Below are 4,901 nucleotides of genomic sequence, written 5' to 3' on the forward strand. Positions count from 1 at the left end.
TGACAGAAATGAGTGAGAACTCAAACTTTTAATGAGAGTTTGATCCTGGCTCAGGACGAACGCTGGCGGCGTGCCTAATACATGCAAGTAGAACGCTGAAGGAAGGAGCTTGCTCTTTCCGGATGAGTTGCGAACGGGTGAGTAACGCGTAGGTAACCTGCCTGGTAGCGGGGGATAACTATTGGAAACGATAGCTAATACCGCATAACAGTAGATATCGCATGATAGCTGCTTGAAAGGTGCAAATGCACCACTACCAGATGGACCTGCGTTGTATTAGCTAGTTGGTGAGGTAACGGCTCACCAAGGCAACGATACATAGCCGACCTGAGAGGGTGATCGGCCACACTGGGACTGAGACACGGCCCAGACTCCTACGGGAGGCAGCAGTAGGGAATCTTCGGCAATGGACGGAAGTCTGACCGAGCAACGCCGCGTGAGTGAAGAAGGTTTTCGGATCGTAAAGCTCTGTTGTAAGAGAAGAACGAGTGTGAGAGTGGAAAGTTCACACTGTGACGGTATCTTACCAGAAAGGGACGGCTAACTACGTGCCAGCAGCCGCGGTAATACGTAGGTCCCGAGCGTTGTCCGGATTTATTGGGCGTAAAGCGAGCGCAGGCGGTTAGATAAGTCTGAAGTTAAAGGCTGTGGCTTAACCATAGTACGCTTTGGAAACTGTTTAACTTGAGTGCAAGAGGGGAGAGTGGAATTCCATGTGTAGCGGTGAAATGCGTAGATATATGGAGGAACACCGGTGGCGAAAGCGGCTCTCTGGCTTGTAACTGACGCTGAGGCTCGAAAGCGTGGGGAGCAAACAGGATTAGATACCCTGGTAGTCCACGCCGTAAACGATGAGTGCTAGGTGTTAGACCCTTTCCGGGGTTTAGTGCCGTAGCTAACGCATTAAGCACTCCGCCTGGGGAGTACGACCGCAAGGTTGAAACTCAAAGGAATTGACGGGGGCCCGCACAAGCGGTGGAGCATGTGGTTTAATTCGAAGCAACGCGAAGAACCTTACCAGGTCTTGACATCCCTCTGACCGCTCTAGAGATAGAGTTTTCCTTCGGGACAGAGGTGACAGGTGGTGCATGGTTGTCGTCAGCTCGTGTCGTGAGATGTTGGGTTAAGTCCCGCAACGAGCGCAACCCCTATTGTTAGTTGCCATCATTCAGTTGGGCACTCTAGCGAGACTGCCGGTAATAAACCGGAGGAAGGTGGGGATGACGTCAAATCATCATGCCCCTTATGACCTGGGCTACACACGTGCTACAATGGTTGGTACAACGAGTCGCAAGCCGGTGACGGCAAGCTAATCTCTTAAAGCCAATCTCAGTTCGGATTGTAGGCTGCAACTCGCCTACATGAAGTCGGAATCGCTAGTAATCGCGGATCAGCACGCCGCGGTGAATACGTTCCCGGGCCTTGTACACACCGCCCGTCACACCACGAGAGTTTGTAACACCCGAAGTCGGTGAGGTAACCTTTTAGGAGCCAGCCGCCTAAGGTGGGATAGATGATTGGGGTGAAGTCGTAACAAGGTAGCCGTATCGGAAGGTGCGGCTGGATCACCTCCTTTCTAAGGATAAGGAATGCACATTGGTCTTGTTTAGTCTTGAGAGGTCTTGTGGGGCCTTAGCTCAGCTGGGAGAGCGCCTGCTTTGCACGCAGGAGGTCAGCGGTTCGATCCCGCTAGGCTCCATTGGTGAGAGATCACCAAGTAATGCACATTGAAAATTGAATATCTATATCAAATAGTAACAAGAAAATAAACCGAAAACGCTGTAGTATTAATAAGAGTTTATGACTGAAAGGTCAAAAAAAATAAGGTTAAGTTAATAAGGGCGCACGGTGGATGCCTTGGCACTAGGAGCCGAAGAAGGACGTGACAAACGACGATATGCCTTGGGTAGCTGTAAGTAAGCGATGATCCAGGGATTTCCGAATGGGGGAACCCAACAGGTACTACCTGTTACCCATATCTGTTAAGGATATGAGGAGGAAGACGCAGTGAACTGAAACATCTAAGTAGCTGCAGGAAGAGAAAGCAAAAGCGATTGCCTTAGTAGCGGCGAGCGAAACGGCAGGAGGGCAAACCGAAGAGTTTACTCTTCGGGGTTGTAGGACTGCAATGTGGACTCAAAGACTATAGAAGAATGACATGGGAAGGTCAGCCAAAGAGAGTGAGAGCCTCGTATTTAAAATAGTCTTTGTACCTAGCAGTATCCTGAGTACGGCGAGACACGTGAAATCTCGTCGGAATCTGGGAGGACCATCTCCCAACCCTAAATACTCCCTAGTGACCGATAGTGAACCAGTACCGTGAGGGAAAGGTGAAAAGCACCCCGGGAGGGGAGTGAAATAGAACCTGAAACCGTGTGCCTACAACAAGTTCGAGCCCGTTAATGGGTGAGAGCGTGCCTTTTGTAGAATGAACCGGCGAGTTACGATATGATGCGAGGTTAAGTTGAAGAGACGGAGCCGTAGGGAAACCGAGTCTGAATAGGGCGCTTTAGTATTATGTCGTAGACCCGAAACCATGTGACCTACCCATGAGCAGGTTGAAGGTGCGGTAAGACGCACTGGAGGACCGAACCAGGGCACGTTGAAAAGTGCTTGGATGACTTGTGGGTAGCGGAGAAATTCCAAACGAACTTGGAGATAGCTGGTTCTCTCCGAAATAGCTTTAGGGCTAGCGTCGACATCAAGATTCTTGGAGGTAGAGCACTGTTTGGGTGAGGGGTCCATCCCGGATTACCAATCTCAGATAAACTCCGAATGCCAATGAATTATGGTCGGCAGTCAGACTGCGAGTGCTAAGATCCGTAGTCGAAAGGGAAACAGCCCAGACCACCAGCTAAGGTCCCAAAATAATTGTTAAGTGGAAAAGGATGTGGGGTTGCACAGACAACTAGGATGTTAGCTTAGAAGCAGCTATTCATTCAAAGAGTGCGTAATAGCTCACTAGTCGAGTGACCCTGCGCCGAAAATGTACCGGGGCTAAAACAATTTACCGAAGCTGTGGATACCTTTATAGGTATGGTAGGAGAGCGTTCTATGTGTGGAGAAGGTGTACCGTGAGGAGCGCTGGAACGCATAGAAGTGAGAATGCCGGTATGAGTAGCGAAAGACAGGTGAGAATCCTGTCCACCGTAAGACTAAGGTTTCCAGGGGAAGGCTCGTCCGCCCTGGGTTAGTCGGGACCTAAGGAGAGACCGAAAGGTGTATCCGATGGACAACAGGTTGATATTCCTGTACTAGAGTATGTAGTGATGGAGGGACGCAGTAGGCTAACTAAAGCAGACGATTGGAAGTGTCTGTCTAAGCAGTGAGGTGTGAATTGAGTTAAATGCTTAATTCTATAACATTGAGCTGTGATGGGGAGCGAAGTTTAGTAGCGAAGTTAGTGACGTCACACTGCCAAGAAAAGCTTCTAGCGTTTAAACATACTCTACCCGTACCGCAAACCGACACAGGTAGTCGAGGCGAGTAGCCTCAGGTGAGCGAGAGAACTCTCGTTAAGGAACTCGGCAAAATGACCCCGTAACTTCGGGAGAAGGGGTGCTGACTTTAAGTCAGCCGCAGTGAATAGGCCCAAGCAACTGTTTATCAAAAACACAGCTCTCTGCTAAATCGTAAGATGATGTATAGGGGGTGACGCCTGCCCGGTGCTGGAAGGTTAAGAGGAGTGCTTAGGAGTAATCCGAAGGTATGAATTGAAGCCCCAGTAAACGGCGGCCGTAACTATAACGGTCCTAAGGTAGCGAAATTCCTTGTCGGGTAAGTTCCGACCCGCACGAAAGGCGTAATGATTTGGGCACTGTCTCAACGAGAGACTCGGTGAAATTTTAGTACCTGTGAAGATGCAGGTTACCCGCGACAGGACGGAAAGACCCCATGGAGCTTTACTGCAGTTTGATATTGAGTGTCTGTACCACATGTACAGGATAGGTAGGAGTCTATGAGATCGGGACGCCAGTTTCGAAGGAGACGATGTTGGGATACTACCCTTGTGTTATGGCCACTCTAACCCGGATAGGTGATCCCTATCGGAGACAGTGTCTGACGGGCAGTTTGACTGGGGCGGTCGCCTCCTAAAAGGTAACGGAGGCGCCCAAAGGTTCCCTCAGAATGGTTGGAAATCATTCGCAGAGTGTAAAGGTATAAGGGAGCTTGACTGCGAGAGCTACAACTCGAGCAGGGACGAAAGTCGGGCTTAGTGATCCGGTGGTTCCGTATGGAAGGGCCATCGCTCAACGGATAAAAGCTACCCTGGGGATAACAGGCTTATCTCCCCCAAGAGTTCACATCGACGGGGAGGTTTGGCACCTCGATGTCGGCTCGTCGCATCCTGGGGCTGTAGTCGGTCCCAAGGGTTGGGCTGTTCGCCCATTAAAGCGGCACGCGAGCTGGGTTCAGAACGTCGTGAGACAGTTCGGTCCCTATCCGTCGCGGGCGTAGGAAATTTGAGAGGATCTGCTCCTAGTACGAGAGGACCAGAGTGGACTTACCGCTGGTGTACCAGTTGTCTTGCCAAAGGCATCGCTGGGTAGCTATGTAGGGAAGGGATAAACGCTGAAAGCATCTAAGTGTGAAACCCACCTCAAGATGAGATTTCCCATGATTTTATATCAGTAAGAGCCCTGAGAGATGATCAGGTAGATAGGTTAGAAGTGGAAGTGTGGCGACACATGTAGCGGACTAATACTAATAGCTCGAGGACTTATCCAAAGTAACTGAGAATACGAAAGCTTAAGGTTTTCTTGATATTTGATAGATATTCAATTTTGAGTAGGTATTACTCAGAGTTAAGTGACGATAGCCTAGGAGATACACCTGTACCCATGCCGAACACAGAAGTTAAGCCCTAGAACGCCGGAAGTAGTTGGGGGTTGCCCCCTGTG

General features: G+C 50.0%; 1 tRNA gene and 3 rRNA genes. All 4 read left to right on the forward strand.

What is annotated here, in order from left to right:
- Positions 1-27: 27 nt before the first annotated feature.
- Positions 28-1,576: ribosomal RNA gene (locus O3643_RS08275) — 16S ribosomal RNA — on the forward strand.
- A 50-nt stretch (positions 1,577-1,626) separates the two neighbouring features.
- Positions 1,627-1,699, forward strand: a tRNA-Ala gene (locus O3643_RS08280).
- 126 nt (positions 1,700-1,825) lie between these two features.
- A 23S ribosomal RNA gene (locus tag O3643_RS08285) occupies positions 1,826-4,728 on the forward strand.
- Positions 4,729-4,805: 77 nt separating this feature from the next.
- Positions 4,806-4,901 (forward strand): 5S ribosomal RNA (gene rrf, locus O3643_RS08290); the annotation flags it as partial.

The organism is Streptococcus sp. 20925_1_44, from assembly GCF_041432435.1.
GTDB lineage: Bacteria > Bacillota > Bacilli > Lactobacillales > Streptococcaceae > Streptococcus > Streptococcus infantis.